The 15004-nt window shown below is 67.8% G+C and carries 13 protein-coding genes and 4 tRNA genes; 12 read left to right on the top strand and 5 right to left on the bottom strand.

What is annotated here, in order from left to right; translation table 11 throughout:
* Nucleotides 1-7 precede the first annotated feature (7 nt).
* Nucleotides 8-2086, bottom strand: a complete 2079-nt coding sequence (locus BN3906_RS00960) for an NADPH-dependent 2,4-dienoyl-CoA reductase (RefSeq protein WP_066583041.1) — start codon at nucleotides 2084-2086, stop codon at nucleotides 8-10.
* Nucleotides 2083-2688 carry a PadR family transcriptional regulator gene (locus BN3906_RS00955; RefSeq protein WP_066583040.1) on the bottom strand — a complete coding sequence of 202 codons (606 nt, stop codon included), beginning with the start codon at nucleotides 2686-2688 and terminating at the stop codon, nucleotides 2083-2085. The genes BN3906_RS00960 and BN3906_RS00955 overlap by 4 nt, the downstream gene beginning before the upstream one ends.
* 109 nt (nucleotides 2689-2797) lie before the next feature.
* On the opposite strand from BN3906_RS00955, the gene BN3906_RS00950 reads away from it, so the two are divergent.
* The 3 genes from BN3906_RS00950 (at nucleotide 2798) to BN3906_RS00940 (ending at nucleotide 6376) form a co-directional block, all read left to right on the top strand.
* Nucleotides 2798-4783, top strand: coding sequence for a putative nucleotidyltransferase substrate binding domain-containing protein (locus BN3906_RS00950; RefSeq protein ID WP_066583039.1), 1986 nt, complete (start codon nucleotides 2798-2800; stop codon nucleotides 4781-4783).
* Nucleotides 4783-5463, top strand: a complete 681-nt coding sequence (locus BN3906_RS00945) for an exonuclease domain-containing protein (protein ID WP_078057016.1) — start codon at nucleotides 4783-4785, stop codon at nucleotides 5461-5463. Before BN3906_RS00950 ends, BN3906_RS00945 begins: the two co-directional genes overlap by 1 nt.
* A gap of 106 nt (nucleotides 5464-5569) precedes the next feature.
* Nucleotides 5570-6376 carry a fumarylacetoacetate hydrolase family protein gene (locus BN3906_RS00940; RefSeq protein ID WP_066583038.1) on the top strand — a complete coding sequence of 269 codons (807 nt, stop codon included), beginning with the start codon at nucleotides 5570-5572 and terminating at the stop codon, nucleotides 6374-6376.
* Here BN3906_RS00940 and BN3906_RS00935 read toward each other — a convergent pair.
* Nucleotides 6373-7515 carry an isochorismate synthase gene (locus BN3906_RS00935; RefSeq protein ID WP_066583037.1) on the bottom strand — a complete coding sequence of 381 codons (1143 nt, stop codon included), beginning with the start codon at nucleotides 7513-7515 and terminating at the stop codon, nucleotides 6373-6375. The two genes, BN3906_RS00940 and BN3906_RS00935, sit on opposite strands and share 4 nt — an antisense overlap.
* 68 nt (nucleotides 7516-7583) lie before the next feature.
* Nucleotides 7584-8231, bottom strand: coding sequence for an SDR family oxidoreductase (locus tag BN3906_RS00930; protein ID WP_261796794.1), 648 nt, complete (start codon nucleotides 8229-8231; stop codon nucleotides 7584-7586).
* A gap of 225 nt (nucleotides 8232-8456) precedes the next feature.
* On the opposite strand from BN3906_RS00930, the gene BN3906_RS00925 reads away from it, so the two are divergent.
* The 9 genes from BN3906_RS00925 (at nucleotide 8457) to BN3906_RS00885 (ending at nucleotide 13957) form a co-directional block, all read left to right on the top strand.
* A complete protein-coding gene (locus BN3906_RS00925; protein ID WP_066585713.1) occupies nucleotides 8457-9215 on the top strand; it encodes a TIM barrel protein in 759 nt (252 codons plus the stop codon).
* An 11-nt stretch (nucleotides 9216-9226) separates the two neighbouring features.
* Nucleotides 9227-10720, top strand: coding sequence for a glutamate--tRNA ligase (gene gltX / locus BN3906_RS00920; RefSeq protein ID WP_066583036.1), 1494 nt, complete (start codon nucleotides 9227-9229; stop codon nucleotides 10718-10720).
* 136 nt (nucleotides 10721-10856) lie between these two features.
* Nucleotides 10857-10928: transfer RNA gene (locus BN3906_RS00915), tRNA-Gln, on the top strand.
* Between the two features lie 26 nt (nucleotides 10929-10954).
* A tRNA-Glu gene (locus BN3906_RS00910) sits at nucleotides 10955-11030 on the top strand.
* 29 nt (nucleotides 11031-11059) lie between these two features.
* A tRNA-Gln gene (locus tag BN3906_RS00905) sits at nucleotides 11060-11131 on the top strand.
* Nucleotides 11132-11157: 26 nt separating this feature from the next.
* Nucleotides 11158-11233: transfer RNA gene (locus BN3906_RS00900), tRNA-Glu, on the top strand.
* Nucleotides 11234-11372: 139 nt separating this feature from the next.
* Nucleotides 11373-12191 carry a histidine phosphatase family protein gene (locus tag BN3906_RS00895; protein ID WP_066583035.1) on the top strand — a complete coding sequence of 273 codons (819 nt, stop codon included), beginning with the start codon at nucleotides 11373-11375 and terminating at the stop codon, nucleotides 12189-12191.
* A 118-nt stretch (nucleotides 12192-12309) separates the two neighbouring features.
* Complete coding sequence (locus BN3906_RS00890) at nucleotides 12310-12888, top strand: TetR/AcrR family transcriptional regulator (protein ID WP_147592683.1); 579 nt, start codon at nucleotides 12310-12312, stop codon at nucleotides 12886-12888.
* A gap of 22 nt (nucleotides 12889-12910) precedes the next feature.
* Complete coding sequence (locus BN3906_RS00885) at nucleotides 12911-13957, top strand: ABC transporter substrate-binding protein (RefSeq protein ID WP_066583034.1); 1047 nt, start codon at nucleotides 12911-12913, stop codon at nucleotides 13955-13957.
* Here the strand turns inward: BN3906_RS00885 and BN3906_RS00880 are convergent.
* Nucleotides 13914-14978: an ATP-binding cassette domain-containing protein gene (locus BN3906_RS00880; protein WP_066583033.1), complete on the bottom strand. Its 1065-nt coding sequence runs from the start codon at nucleotides 14976-14978 to the stop codon at nucleotides 13914-13916. The two genes, BN3906_RS00885 and BN3906_RS00880, sit on opposite strands and share 44 nt — an antisense overlap.
* Nucleotides 14979-15004: the final 26 nt, after the last annotated feature.

Raw genomic sequence — 15004 nt, 5'->3', positions numbered from 1 at the left:
GACAGCATCACGCGATACGGGCCGCGGCCTCCGTGCCCTGACGGATCGCACGTTTGGCGTCCAACTCTGCGGCAAGGTCCGCGCCACCGACGATGTCGAAGGTGACTCCCGCGGCAGCCAGCGGCTCCGCCAGATCATTGACGGACTCCTGTCCGGTGCACAGGACGATGTTGTCGACGGCGAGGACACGACGACCCGTGAGCACCTTCGACACCACCCTTCCTTTCCTGTCCTTCTTCTCCTCGTAAAAGGCCAGGTGCAGTCCGTCGTCGTCGATCCTCTCGTAGGTCGCCCCGCTGATCTGCTCGACCTTCTTCGCCTTCACCGCGGCGCGGTGGACCCAGCCGGTGGTCTTCCCCAGCGTCCTTCCCTGACGGGTCGGCTTACGCTGCACCATGTACACCTCGCGCAGGGGAGCCTCCGGCCGCGGGGTCGTCAGGAAGCCCGGGGTGTCCAGATCCTCGGTGACCCCCCACTCCTGCTCCCACTCCTTGAGGTGCAGGGAAGGGGAATCCGGGCCCGAGGGAGTGGTGAGAAACTCCGAGACATCGAAGCCGATCCCCCCGGCACCGAGCACCGCCACCCGGTGACCTATCTCCCTCTCACCACGCACAGCCTGCGCGTACGTCATCACCATCGGATGATCCGCCCCCTCGATCCGTGGGACACGCGGGGTCACCCCGGTAGCCAGGATCACATGGTCGAAGTTCTCCTCCGTCAACTCCTGGGCCGAAACCCTCGTGCCCAGCCTCACATCCACCCCGAGTACCGCCAACCGGGTACGGAAATACCGGATGGACTCGTGGAACTCCTCCTTCCCCGGAATACGGGCAGCAATAGCGAACTGCCCGCCCACATGGTCCCGTGCCTCGAAAAGCGTGACCCGGTGCCCTTTCTCCGCCGCGGACACCGCCGCAGACAGACCCGCAGGCCCGGCACCGACCACCGCGATCCTCTTCGCGGAACGGGTCGGGGAGAGCACAAGAGTCGTCTCCCGCCCCGCCCGCGGATTGACCAGACAGGAAACTCTCTTACCGACGAAGATGTGGTCGAGGCAGGCCTGGTTGCAGCCGATACACGTGTTGATCTCCCCAGGACGTCCCTGTGCCGCTTTCTCCATGAAACGAGGGTCGGCGAGGAACGGGCGTGCCATGGAGACCGCGTCCACCCGGTGGTCGGTGAGGACCTGCTCGGCAACCTCAGGCGTGTTGATCCGGTTCGACGCGATGAGCGGGATCGAAACCTCGTCACGCAGTCTCTCCGTGAATTTCACGAAAGCGGCGCGCGGAACCGAAGTGACAATCGTCGGGACCTTCGCCTCATGCCAGCCGATGTCGGTGTTCACGGCGTCCACCCCGTGTCTCTCGGCACGCCGGGCGAGCAGTGCAATCTCCTCGAACGTCTGGCCACCGTCCACGAAATCGGCGACGGACTGGCGCAGGATCACCGGAAACTCACGGGGAACCTGCCGGCGGATCTCATCGATGACCTCGATGAGGAAGCGCTGCCGGTTGACGGTGGACCCGCCCCAGCGGTCGGTCCGGTCGTTGGTGTGGGGGCAGAGGAACTGGTTGACCAGGTAACCCTCGCCCCCCATGATCTCCACGGCGTCATACCCCGCCAGGCGGGCCAGGCGGGCGGCGCGACCGAAGGAACGGATCGTACGGCGGATCATCCCCTCCGTCATCCGGATGTGCCTGAACGGGTGGATCGGCGAAGGCTCGGACCCGGGAGCGGCCTTGAAAGGTGTCACCCCGTAGCGCCCGGCGTGGAGGATCTGCATGGCTATCAGCCCGCCCGCCCCGTGGACGGCGTCGGTGACCCGGCGGTGGTGACGGACCGCCAACGGCGTGGCCATCCGCGCTCCCATCGCCATGAGGTCCCCGGAGCGGATCGGTGCGATTCCCCCGGTGATGATCAGACCGACCCCGCCCCGGGCACGTTCGGCATAGAACTCGCCGAGCTCGTCAGCGTGTCGGATCCGGTCCTCCAGTCCGGTGTGCATGGAACCCATGACAGACCGGTTCGGAAGAGTGATGCCGCCGATGTCCAGCGGGCGGAACAGATTCGGGTAAAGGGAGCTCATGTCGGACTCTTCTCAGGGGTCGTTGCAGGGGCTGGTTCAGGAGAAAGTGCAGTCAGCACCTCGTTGCACCAGTCGACGAACGCCTCCTCCAGGCGGATGCCGCCGCGGAGAACGAGGTACTGGTGCAGGCGCCGGCCGGTCGGGATCTGCGCCGGGGCCAGGGTCTGCCCCGTGGGGACCACTGCATCGGGAAACTGGGTCCGTGCGTAGTGGTGGTACAGGGCGAGGCGTCCGGAATGGACTTCGAGGTGGTGTCTCACGTCGTCGAGGACACGTGCCATGTCTCCGTGCCCGGCACCGCGGAGTTTCACGCCGAGTTCGTCACGCAGCGTGGTGACCGTGGTCGGCTGGTCGATCCAGGACGCCAGGGCGTCCTCGCCGGCGGGGGAGAGTGTGTAGATCTTCTTGTCCGGACGTCCCTCCTGGACGACGTCGCGGCAGGTGATCAGGCCGTCGGCGTGCAGGCGGGACAGGGTGCGGTAGATCTGCTGTCGGGTCGCCGGCCAGAAGTGGCCGAGTGACGTGGCGAACTGCCGTCCCAGCTCGTAACCGGTGCCGGGTCGTTCAGCCAGTGAGATCATGATCGCGTGGTCCAACGCCATACCTGGACTGTAACCCACATCACAGGGCCATGTGCAACAAGTTGCATATCCCCGACCCGGGGGTGAAAACCGGACAGAGGGGGAGACATGCGCCGGTAGTGTGGGCTCCATGAGTGTGGAACTCGACGAAGTCCGCCGTTTCCTCGCCGGTCAGGAACCGTTCACCCACCTGCCGGACGCCGAACTGCGCTCCCTCCCGTCTTCCATGACGATGACCTACGTCCGCCGCGGGCAGACCGTCATCACCTCGGGAGAGGACAATGACCACCTCTACATCGTCAGGTCCGGGGCGGTGGACGTCATGGACGACAGCGGGGTGCTGCTCGACCGACGCGGCACAGGTGACTCCTTCGGGTATTCGACGATGCTGCCCGGCCGCGGCGAACATGGCGGCAACAGTGCCGGTAGTGCCGGTAGTGCCGGCAGCGGCCCGGGCACCGCCGTCGACGACCACGGGCCGTCCCGCTACACGATGGTCGCGGTCGAGGACAGTCTCCTGCTGGTCCTGCCCGGCGAAGCGCTCGTCGATCTTGTCGGCAGGCATCCGGACATCGCCCGCTACTACTCAGGCCTTTCGGTGCGTATCCGCGCGGATTCGGAACGGTTGAGAAGCAGCTCCGGTGCCGACATGCTCCGGCGTACCGTCGCGGACCTCGGCACCGGCAGCGGGGCCGGCACCGGTGCAGGAGCGAGGGACGGAGGCAGGGCACTGGTCACCGTGGACTCCGGTGTCACGGTGGCGGTCGCTGCGCAGACCATGGCACGCCACGGCGTCTCCTGCCTGCCGGTGGTGGTGGGTGACCGGCTGGTCGGCATCCTCACCGACCGGGACCTGAGAAACCGCGTCCTGGCCGAAGGTCGTGACGCGGCAACCCCGGTGAGTGAGGTCATGACCCCCGGGCCTGTCACGGTGGAACCGCACACGACGGTCTTCGAGGCGATGCTGCGGATGAGTGACCTGGACATCCACCATCTTCCCGTCACCGACCCGGAGGCCGGGGGAGCACCCGTCGGCATGCTCGCGGCCTCGGACGTCATGCGCACCCTGAGATCGGACCCGATCTACCTCGCCGCCGACCTGTCCAAGGCCACCACCGCCGCGCAGATGCGGCGGATCGTGAAGGACGCCGCACAGATGGCCGCGGGCTTCATCGAACGGGGAGCCTCGCCCGACGAGGTCAGCGGCCTGCTCACCGTCGGACTGGATTCCCTGGCCCGCCGGCTGCTGGTGCTGGCGGAGGAGGAACTCGGTCCACCGCCGGTCGCCTACGGCTTCGCCGTCGTCGGGTCACAGGGACGCCGTGCCGCCGGCTTCGCCTCGGACCAGGACAACTGCCTGGTGCTCTCCGACGACTACGACCCGGACGCCCACGGTGACTACTTCAGGTCGCTGTCGGACCGGGTGTGCGACGGACTGGCGGAAGCAGGCCAGGTCAGGTGCCCGGGGGACATGATGGCGTCGAACCCGGCGTGGCGGATGACGGCGGGCGACTGGGCCCGGACCTTCCATACCTGGACGACGGCCCCGGAGCCCGACGCGGTGCTCCACGCGCAGACCTTCTACGACATGCGCGTGGTCCACGGTTCCCGGGAACTGGTCGAGTCCGTGCACAGGTCGGCGGTCGCGTCGGCGAAAGGCTCCGGGAGACTCCACGCCCAGCTCGCAGCGCTCGCCGTGAGGAGGGAACCACCGCTCGGCGTGTTCCGTGGGCTGGTGGTCCGCCGTGGCGGCGACTACGCCAACACCCTCGACCTGAAGAAAGGGGGCATCGCCGCTGTCGTGCAGATCGCCAGGCTGTATGCGCTGGTCGCCGGGGTGACGGCGGTGGGGACCGGGCAGCGTCTGTCCGCCGCGGCCGCGGCGGGGGTCTTGTCGCAGCAGGGCGCGCGTGACCTCACCGATGCCTTCGGGGTGCTCACGGGTCTGGCGCTGCGGCACCAGGCCAGGCAGCTGCGGCTCGGAGAGCCCGCCGACTACGCCGTCAGTCCCGACTCCCTGGGACGCATCGAGCGGGAGAACCTGCGGGACGCCTTCGGCATCATCAAGTCCATCCAGTCGTCCCTGGCGACGGCGTACCCGGTCAGGAGCACCTGATGGCACTGGCGGACAGACTGCGGGTGCTGGGCAGGGGACTGGCGCGACCCCTGTCCGCCGGCCGCGGCGTCCGGGTCCCGGAGCACCCGCCCGCCCCGGACACTCCACTGGACAGGCTGCCCCTGCTCGCCGTGGACGTCGAGACGACCGGACTGCGACCGGGCAGGGACCGGCTGCTGTCGATCGGGTGGGTGCCGGTCGACGGGAGGGTGATCGACCTGTCGGGTGCACGGGAGGTGGTGCTGCATGACACGTCCGGTGCGGGGGAGTCGGTGACACTGCACGGCCTGACCGACGACGTCCTGGCCGCCGGGGTCCCGGCGGCGGAGGCGCTGGGGGAGTTTCTCGCCGCCCTGCAGGGGCGGGCCCTGCTGGCGCACTTCGCCGTGGTGGAGACCGGGTTTCTCGGGGAGGCGTGCAGGCGGGAGCTGGGAGTGCGCCTGGATGTGCCCGTGGTGGACACTCTCGAGCTGGAGCGGAGGCACATGGAACGTATGGGCACGTATCCGCGGGGGGAGGACCTCCGTCTGGCCCGGGTCCGGCAGCGATACGGTCTGCCGGCCTACCGCAGCCACAGTGCCTCCGCTGACGCGCTGGCGGCCGCCGAGCTCTTCCTCGCACTCACCGCGGGAGGTGAGGGGGCCCGGAAGTTCACCACCCTGCGCTCGACACAGGTGTGATATTTCACACATGGTGTCCCATCATGTGGGCATTTGCGCCCGTTGCGTCCCGAACCGCGCCGGGCGGTGACACCTGCTCAGGGGCACCTATGTAGTGTGTCATTACATGCGTATCTCCCGTATTGCCCACCCTGAAGGCATGGCCTTCGCAGTCCTGGAAGGGGGCCAGCCGGACGGTTCAGGAGCGACCTGCCGCGAGATCGCCGGCCACCCCTTCGGCGAGCCGGAGTTCACCGGCCGCACCTGGCCCGTCGAGGACGTCCGTCTGCTGGCCCCCATCCTCCCCTCGAAGGTCGTCGCCGTGGGGCGTAACTACGCCGACCACGTCAAAGAGGTCTTCAAGAAGTCCGCCGAGCACCTTCCCCCGACGATCTTCATCAAGCCGCCGACAGCGGTCATCGGCCCGGGCGCGCCGATCCGCATCCCGGAGTGGGCCACCCGCGTGGAATTCGAGGGAGAACTCGCCATCGTCATCGGCCGGCCCTGCAAGGACGTCGCCCGTGACGACTGGAAGTCCGTCGTCCTCGGCTTCACCATCGTCAACGACGTCTCCTCCCGCGACCTGCAGTTCGCCGACGGCCAGTGGGCCCGTGCCAAAGGCCTGGACACCTTCTGCCCGCTGGGTCCGTGGATCGAGACCGACCTGGACTTCGCCGAACTCGACAACCTGCCGATCAAGGCGCACCTCACCCACGACGGCACCACCGAAACCCGCCAGGACTCCAACTCCGACCAGATGATCAAGTCCATCCCGGAGATCATCGAATGGGTGTCCGCCGCCTTCACCCTCCTGCCCGGAGACGTCATCTGCACCGGTTCCCCGGCAGGAACCGCCGAGATGGTCCCCGGTGACTCGATCGACATCGAGATCCCCGGACTGGGGCACCTGGTCAACCCCGTCGAGCGGTACTAGACCGACCGCATCGACGCCGGGACGTTGAGCGCCCGCAACGCGGTCTGGAGCTTCGCGGTCGTCTCCGCGGTCTCCTCGGCTGCCGAGGAGGACGCCACGATCCCGCCCCCCGCCCAGGCCCTCGCCCCGGCACCGGCGACCTCGGCGCACCGGATCGAGACCATGTACTCACCGTCGCCGTCGGCCCGGCACCATCCGACAAACCCCCCGTAGAAGTCCCGCGGTTCCTCTACCTCGTCGATGATCCCCAGCGCCGCCTCTGTGGGGCAGCCCCCCACCGCCGGGGTCGGATGCAGCATCAGCGCCAGGTCCAGGGCCGAGGGGCCGTCCGACGGCACCCGCCCACGGATCCGCGTACCCAGGTGCCACATCTCGTTGGTCCGTATCAGCCCGGGGGTGTCCGGGATGTCGAGCTCGGTGCACACCGTCGACAGCACCCGGCGGTAGTGGTCGGTGACCCACCGGTGCTCGGCAAGGTTCTTGGTGGACTCCTGCAGCTGGCGTCCCGCCCCGGCGTCGGCGTTTCTGTCCCGCAACCTGGGCGCCGATCCTGCCAGGGGCAGGGCCTCGACGACCGTGCCCCGCCGGCGGACCAGGAGTTCTGGAGACGAACCGACCAGCATCGACCCCCGGTCGTCGTGGCGTCCGGTGGCCCCGAGGTCGACGGCGAAACCGTCACGCTCCGCGGACAGGTCGATCATGCGCGCGGCGATGAGCAGGGGGTCGACCTCGTCGGCGAACTGCACGTCCACGGCGCGGGCCAGTACGACCTTCTCCAGGGTGGACGCGTGGATGGTGCCTATCGCCGCAGCGACGGTGGACTGGTGCTCCTCCAGGGTGGTCAGGGGTGAGACCGAGACAACCTCGGCGCGCCGGGCCGCCGTCTGACCGCGGTAGTGGGCGGGAGGCTCCAACGGGCAGTCCGAGGTGGAGTACCGCTCCGGGACAGTCAGGGCGGCACGGTTGCCGGTGTCGAAGGGGACAGCCCCCACGAGGATCTCCGCGTCGCCGTCACGCAGCATCGTCGCGGCCTCGAACGGGTCCGGCCATGTCGACCGGGACCCGCTGGAGCGCAGACTCCCGGAATGACGCGACAGCAGGAAATCCGGTGCTGTCACAGGACGGTCGAGGTTGGTCACGCTGTCAACCGTACCCAGTGGTTACAGGGTGACAGAAATCACCCGTCGACCTCTGTGGGAGGGAACGCTCATCCACGCCCGAGGAAGGGCATGCCCGCCGCTGTGACAGTGACGTTGTCGACACTGACGCCGGCGGGCAGGTCAGCGACCGTGACGAGGAGACGGGCGGCCTCTGCGGCGTCGAAGACAGGTTCGGCACCGGTGAAAGACGACAGCAACCCCGTCCGGGCGTTCCCGATGTCCAGTTCGGTGGCGGTGACCCCGCAGTCACGGCCGTCCAGGGCGGTGGATACCGTCAGGGACGCCACCGCCGCCTTCGACGCGGCGTACGCGGCGGCATGTGCCCTGGGGACTCGGGCGGCGACCGAACCGTTGTTGATGATCCTGCCGCCGCCGTGCGACGCCATCCACGCGAACGCGGCCCGGGTGCACAGGAAAGTCCCGGTAGCGTTGGTGCGCATTGTGGTGGTGAACCCGGAGGGGTCCACCTCGTCGATCCGTCCGGTCGGACCGGGGACACCCGCATTGTTGACCAGCAGGTCCAGCCGTCCGTAGCGGTCCGTGACCTCGGAGAACGCCCGGGTCACCGACTCCTCGTCGCCCACGTCGCACACGACTGCGCTGTGAAGGCGGCCGTGACTGTCACCGTGCGTCGCCGCCGCACAGGCGGCTACGGTCGCCTCGAGAGTGGACGGTGACCGGCCGAGGGCGGCCACCGTCCACCAGCATTTTTCAAGCAGAAGACGGCATACGAGATGATCTGGTGACTGGAGTTCAGACGTGTGCTCTTCCGATCTACGCGGGGGACGCCGCTGTCCGGTCGCGGGACCAGGGTGGTGTCGGTGCTCATGCGACCGGATTCTACGGCAGTGCCCGTCCGCACCCCGTCCCTGTCCTGTCCGCACCCGTCCCTGTCCGCCCCCGGCGCCTATAATCCGCGCATGACCCAGCCGCCCGCGCCTGAGACCTCCCCCGCCCGTCTCTGCACCGCCGTCAACTGTTCGGTGGGGCGTCCGGCCGGCGACCCGGACCTGGACAGGGCAGGTGCCCTCGGCCTGGACCGCATCGAACTGTGGTGGCCGTGGACGACCCCGGAACCCCCGGACGACCGGGTCGATGACCTGCTCGCCGAACTGTCCCGACGTCGGCTCACCCTGGTCGCACTCAACTTCTGGGGCGGGGACACCTCCGTCGGCGACCGGGGCGTCCTCCACCGGCATGCCCTGACGCAACGGCACCTGGACATCCACGCAAGGGTGGCGGAGGCCACCGGCGCGGACCGGTTCAACCTCCTGGTCGGCCGGGGTGGCCGGCGTACCACCGCAGCTCAGCTCGACAGGGTCGCCGCCGTGGCGGACTCTGTCGCCTCCCGCATTCCGGGGACCGTGCTCATCGAACCGAGCCGCAGTCCGGGGCCGGGACCCGCGGACTATCCGGTGCAGACCCCGGAGGACGCCGACCGTGTCATCCGCGCGGTCTCCGGCACCGGTCTGCTCATGGACTTCTGGCATGTCCCCGAGCTGGCGGACGCCTGGCTGCGGGACCTCGCGGAGTCCGGCACTGTGCCCGTCCACGTGCAGCTGGCCGATGATCCGGGCCGTGGATCACCGGGCAGTGGCGTCCTTCCGCTGGGCCGTTGGGTGTCGGCGCTGAGGGCGGCGGGCTACACAGGCGACATCGCCGGAGAGTGGGTGTGGTGAAATAGGGGACCATGAGTGACATTCGCGTCCGTTTCTGCCCGTCACCGACCGGGACCCCGCATGTCGGCATGGTGCGCACCGCACTGTTCAACTGGGCCTACGCCCGTCACACCGGCGGCAGGCTGGTCTTCCGTATCGAAGACACCGACGCCGCCCGTGACTCCGAGGAGTCCTACCAGGCGATCGTCGACTCCCTGAACTGGCTCGGCCTCGACTGGGACGAGGGAGTGGACCCGGTAGGCGGCCCCGACGCCCCGTACCGTCAGTCCCAGCGCATGGACATCTACGCCGAGGTCCTGCAGAAGCTGAAGGACGCCGGTGAGGTCTACCCCGCCTACTCCACCGCGGAAGAGGTCGAGGAGAGGCACCGCGCCGCCGGGCGCGACCCGAAGCTCGGCTACGACAACTACGACCGTGACCTCACCGACGCACAGATCGCCGCATTCGAGGCCGAGGGACGCAGGCCTGTGTGGCGTCTGCGGATGCCCCGGAAGACCTGGACCTGGAACGACCTGGTCCGTGGGGAGGTCAGTGTCGAACCGGAGAATGTCCCGGACTTCGTCGTCGCACGGTCCAACGGGGCTCCGCTGTACACCCTGGTCAACCCGGTGGATGATGCGCTCATGCGGATCACCCACGTGCTGCGCGGAGAGGATCTGCTGCCCTCCACCCCCCGCCAGCTGGCTCTCTACGAGGCGCTGGAGAGGATCGGTGTGGCCGGGTTCACCCCCGAGTTCGGTCATCTGCCCTTCGTCATGGGTGAGGGCAACAGGAAACTGTCCAAGCGTGATCCGCAGTCCAACCTGTTCAACCACCGGGACGCCGGGATCATCCCCGAGGGCATGATCAACTACCTGTCCCTGCTGGGCTGGTCACTGTCGGCGGACAGGGACATCTTCTCCCGCGAGGAACTGGTGGCGAACTTCGATGTCGCGGACGTCAAGCCGAACCCCGCCCGGTTCGACCAGAAGAAGCTCGAGGCCATCAACGCCGACCACATCCGCCTGCTGGAGCCCGCCGACTTCGCGGCACGGCTGCGCTCCTACCTGGAGGAGTACAAGGACTTCCCGTCCGACTACCCGGCCGGGAAGTTCGCGTTCGCCGCCGAACTCGTGCAGACCCGCATCAAGGTGCTCGGTGACGCCGACGCTCTGCTGCGCTTCCTCGTCACCCCGGACGAGGAGCTGGAACTGGACCCGAAGGCGGCGAAGAAGAACCTCAGGGAGGACGCCGTGGAGGTGCTTGACGCGACCGTCGAGGAGCTTGAGGCACTGGATGACGACCAGTTCGTCACCGCGACAGTCGAGGAGAAGATCAGCGGCCGTCTCATCGACTCGATGGGGCTGAAGCCGCGCAAGGCCTACGGTGCCCTGCGGGTGGCGGTCACCGGGGCACAGGTCTCGCCCCCGCTGTTCGAGTCGATGGAACTGCTGGGCAGGGACTCCACCCTGGCGCGTCTGCGGGCGGCCCGGAAGGTCACCCCGTACACCGTGGCAGAGCAGTAGACGTGGCAGAGCACGTGGCCGAGCAGTAGACACTGCCGACCTGCAGGTTTGCACCCGATCCTGCCGCGCGCCTATAGTTGTCCCCGTTGCGCGGCAGGGGAACCGGTTCCGGACTCACACCTGCCGTGGTGATGATTGGCCTATGGTGTAATTGGCAACACAGCGGTTTCTGGTACCGTCGTTCTAGGTTCGAGTCCTGGTAGGCCAGCGGAAATGCTCTCCGGAGTGTTTCATGCTCCGTTCGTCTAGCGGCCCAGGACGCTGGCCTCTCACGCCGGTAACACGGGTTCAAATCCCGTACGGAGTACCACGCATCTGCTGTCGGGGATGCGGAAGTTTTGGCCTATGGTGTAATTGGCAACACAGCGGTTTCTGGTACCGTCGTTCTAGGTTCGAGTCCTGGTAGGCCAGCGGAAATGCTCTCCGGAGTGTTTCATGCTCCGTTCGTCTAGCGGCCCAGGACGCTGGCCTCTCACGCCGGTAACACGGGTTCAAATCCCGTACGGAGTACCAGATCAGGATCCCGTCGGGCGCCCTCGCACCCGGCGGGATCCTGTCGTCCGGGGGTCGGGGGTCAGCAGGAGGAGGCGTCCTGCGGGGAGTCCGGCGACGTACCCGGTGACGGGTCGGGCGGCGGGACTAATGTTGTGGCATGACCATGCCCAGGAACCTTGTCCTCGTCCGTCACGGACAGAGTGAGGCCAATGTCATCCAGAAACGGGACAAGGCAGGCGACCAACGCCTGTTCACGGAAGAGACCATGCTCGTCGCCGACCGTTCCTGGCGGTTGACCGAGGACGGGGTGGCGCAGGCGCGCACCGCCGGCAGGTGGATCCGGGAGAACATCGACTCCTTCGACCGGTGCATCACCTCTCCGTTCGTCCGGACGAGGGAAACTGCGGCGTCCCTGGGGATCAGGGGCGCCAGGTGGGAAGAGAACCGTGTCGTCCGGGAGCGTTCATGGGGTGAGATCTCACCGCTTCCACGTGCCGTCTTCGAGGAGCAGTACTCCCACAATGCCCTCCTGAAGAGGAAGGACCCGCTGTACTGGGCGCCTCCGGCGGGGGAGTCGATCGCCGATGTCGCGGAGAACCGGGTGCGCAATCTGCTGAGTACCCTGCACCGGGAGAGCAGTGAGCAGAATGTGCTGGTCGTCTCCCACGGGGATTTCATGTGGTCGACCAGGCTGGTGCTGGAGCGGTGGAGTGACGAGCAGTTCCTGCGGTACGACAAGGACCCGTCGATGACGATCCACAACTGTTCGGTGGTGCACTACACGCGGATCAACCCTCATACGGGGGTCGAGGAGTCGAAGATCCGCTGGGTCAGGTTCGCCCATCCCCGGTGTGACCCGGAGACCGGTCAGTGGCGCATGCAGGTCCAGGACTGGAAGTCTTTCGACCGGCGCTACCTCACCAACGAGGAGCTGCTGGCTCAGGCCGAGGAGCAGGCGAGGATCCTCTCCCGCTGAGGCGGGTTCCCGGTGCGCCGTCGGCGCACGACGATACGGTGGAAACCGTGTCCGAGCTCTGTACAGCCCATCATGTGTACGCGTATACTTCCGTGTGCACCTCATCAGGAGAACCCCCTTGCCCAGACTGACCAGACCACTGATCCTCCGCCACGCCCTGCCGATGGTCGACGCCGACGGAGACGTGTCGATGCGGAAACTGGCGTCCAGCCTCTCCGTCACACCGATGGCCCTGTACCGGCACTACCCCGGAAAGGACGCCCTGCTCGCCGACATCGTCGAGGAGAAGTCCCGGGAGCTCGACCTGCCCGAACCACTGGAGGACCCCGTGGCGGACACCGTGCAGACGGCCCTCTACCTCCACGACTTCCTGGTGGAACGCCCCTGGATGATCCGGCTCATCGCCACCGCCCGCCTTGCCAGCCCCCGGGGCTTCGCCTTCGCCCGGCGGTTCCTCGATGCAGCCGGCCGGGCAGGACGCGGTGAAGCCGAGGCCTTCGTGTTCTACCGCACGGTGTTCGCCACGGTCCTCGGACTGGCGACCATCACAGCCAGGAAGAACGCGGAGGCGGACGCGGACCCCGCAGAAGCCACGGATGCCGTGCCGGCACAGCTCGCGACACGGTGGGGGGAACTGGACCGGGCGACGGGACCTGTCGAGGTGCTCACCACGGTCGCGGAAATCCTCCGCGGCTGATCCCCGAAAGGACCTTTCCTCCGTGAAAACCAGATTCATCCCGCTGTTGCTCGCCGTCACGACGACAGCCGCCCTCGTGGCCTGTTCAGACGACACCTCCGGCACCACCGCAGGCACGTCCGGCTCCTCCGGTGCCGACAGTGCCTCGTTCCCCGTGACCTTCACCAGCCCCTTCGGCACCACCACCGTCGAGTCCCGGCCGCAGCGCGTCGTCGCCCTGGGATGGTCCGACCAGGCGGTCGCCACCGAACTCGGAGCTGACGTGGTCATGGCGCCCCAGACCTACTCGAGCATCGGCGGCGGCGGATCCGGCGCCAACGGAGGCGACGGTCAGGACGGCACAGCCCAAGACCGCATGCTGCCCTACCTGCACCCGGACACGGAACCGGTCTGGTTCAACCCCATGAGCATCGATGTGGAGGCCGTTGCCGGTCAGAAACCGGACATCATCCTGGCCACCAGTGCCTTCACCATCGACCAGGCCACATACGACAAACTCTCCGCGGTCGCCCCCGTCGTCACCTATGACAGGCAGCTCTATGCGGCGTCCCCGGAAGACAGCGCGCTCCGGATCGGTGAGGCGCTCGGCGAACCGGAGAAGGCCGGCCAACTCGTCGACCGGGCGCACCGGGCGGTCGAGGAACTGACCGCGGCACTGCCGGGACTGAAGGACAGAAGCTACGTCTACGGGCAGTACCGGGGCACCAGCATCGCCGCAGTGACCGACAGTGACAACGCCACCGCCAGGTTCATGTCCACCCTGGGCCTCGTCGCGGCCCCCGAGGTCGCCGGCATCGACGCGAAAGGCAGGACCCCCGGGACCGTGGACCTGTCGATGGAGAACATCGACCTGGTCGACTCGGCGGACCTCCTGTTCATGACCTTCCAGAGTGACGACGACCGCAGATCCTTCGAGGACTCCGCGACGGTGAAGCGCCTGACCGTCATGGAAGACCGCTACACTGCCCTGGACAAGGAGACGGCCACCGCCCTCCAGGACCCCAACGTGGTCTCTGTTCCGTGGCTCATCGAGCAGCTGCGCCCCGCCCTGGAGAAGGTGGGCCACTGACCCGGCCCAGGGTGATCCGGGCGTCCTCGTGCCAGTCCTCCTCCGGACGGTGACTGACCACGATGACGCCGAGCCTCCTGCCGGACGCCCCAGCGAGACTGCGGCGCAGTTCCAGCAGACCGTCGATGACGCGGGACGCCGTGTCCCCGTCGAGCGCGGCGGTCGGCTCGTCGAGGACAAGGTAGTCGGCGTCGGTGGTCAGGATGCGGTGTACCGCCCGGGCCAGCGCGACCCGCTGCTGCTGACCGCCGGACAGTGCGGAACCTCGCGAACCGGTGTCCGTCAGGACACCGTCGGGACGGCCGGACACCAGGTCGTCCAGCGCCGCCACCGACAGGGCCGTGGCGAGGGCGTCACCGGGATCAGAACCGGGTCCAGAACCGGGGCAGGCCTTCGCGCCCATGGTGACGTTGTCCGCCAGCGACCCGGAGAACAGGGTCGGTTCCTGCGGGACGAAAGCGAACCGTCGCATCAACTCCGGCAGGGCGATCGCGGGCAGCGGGGTCCCGTCGAGTGTGACCGACCCGGTCTCCGGATCCTCGAAGCGCATGAGCAGTCCGAGCAGGGTGCTCTTGCCTGCACCCGAGGGGCCGGTCACTCGGACCACCGACCCGGGTTCCACGACAGCGGTGACCGGATCCGAACCCCGTGACGTCACCCCGGTCAGGACCAGCCCGTGACGGACCCCGGCGGTGTCCCGGTCGGGTTCCGGGGCCGGTACCGGAGCTGGAACCGTGCCCGGTGACTCCAGCCGTGGCGCCCCGACGACCTCTTCCAGTGTCCGACGGGCAGCCGACAGTTCCCCGAGAGTGAGGCCGGACAACGCCAGCTGAGACAGTGGGGCGCCAGCCCTGAGCGCGAGGACAACAGCGGCGAGCAGCACCGGCGCCGTCGGAGTGGTGACGACCGACCAGACGAGGACGCCGACAACCGGCAGCCGGTTGGCGACCGCGGCGGTCACACCGGCGGGCACCGTTGCACGGGTCGTCGTGGCCAGGGCGTCCTCCCGCTTCTTATACACAATCAGTTGGGTATAAGAGACAGGGA

This window comes from Corynebacterium provencense (genome assembly GCA_900049755.1).
Taxonomy (GTDB): Bacteria; Actinomycetota; Actinomycetes; order Mycobacteriales; family Mycobacteriaceae; genus Corynebacterium; species Corynebacterium neomassiliense.
The sequence above is the reverse complement of the archived record's forward strand: the minus strand, read 5'-3'. Positions and strand labels throughout refer to the sequence as shown.